The 826-nt window shown below is 62.0% G+C and carries 1 protein-coding gene; it reads left to right on the top strand.

Features of this window, described 5'->3' with window-relative positions; translation table 11 throughout:
* Positions 1-826: IS630 family transposase (locus FMM79_RS00345; RefSeq protein ID WP_148625103.1), on the top strand; the 826-nt coding region annotated here is incomplete at both ends.

Here is an 826-nt window from a genome sequence, read left to right as displayed (position 1 = left end):
TGGGCTGCTGCGCGACAAGACCCGACCTCCGGGGATCGCGCCTCTCGATGCGGCTTTGGTCGACAAGGTCGTTGCGCTGACGCTGGAACCACCCAGCCATGAGGCCACCCATTGGACGGTGCGGGCGATGGCCAAAGCCATTGGTATCGCGGCATCATCGGTTGTGAAGATCTGGCATGACCACGGCCTGGCGCCTCATCGGTGGCGCAGCTTCAAGCTGTCGAACGACAAGGCTTTCGCCGAGAAGCTTCACGACGTCGTCGGGCTCTATGTCTCGCCGCCTGCCCACGCCATCGTGTTGTCCGTCGACGAAAAGAGCCAGATCCAGGCGCTCGACCGCACCCAACCGGGCTTGCCGCTCAAGCGCGGTCGCGGGGCAACCATGACGCACGACTACAAGCGTAACGGGACCACAACCTTGTTTGCCGCGCTCAATGTCCTGGATGGCTCCGTGATCGGCCGCAACATGCAGCGCCACCGGCATCAGGAGTTCATCCGCTTCCTGAACGCCATCGAAGCCGAGATGCCCGCAGACAAGGCCATCCACGTGATCCTGGACAATTACGCGACCCACAAGCAACCCAAGGTCCGTGCCTGGTTGGCAAGGCACCCGCGCTGGACCTTCCACTTCGTGCCCACGTCGTGCTCATGGCTCAATGCCGTCGAGGGTTTCTTTGCCAAGCTCACCCGGCGGAGGCTGAAAAACGGCGTATTCCATTCCGTTGTAGACCTGCAGGCAGCCATCAACCGCTTCATCAAAGAGCACAACGAGGATCCGCGTCCCTTCGTCTGGAAAGCCGACCCCCACGACATCATCGCCGCTGTC

This window comes from Novosphingobium sp. BW1 (assembly GCF_008107685.1).
Classification (GTDB): domain Bacteria; phylum Pseudomonadota; class Alphaproteobacteria; order Sphingomonadales; family Sphingomonadaceae; genus Novosphingobium.
The sequence above is the reverse complement of the archived record's forward strand: the minus strand, read 5'-3'. Positions and strand labels throughout refer to the sequence as shown.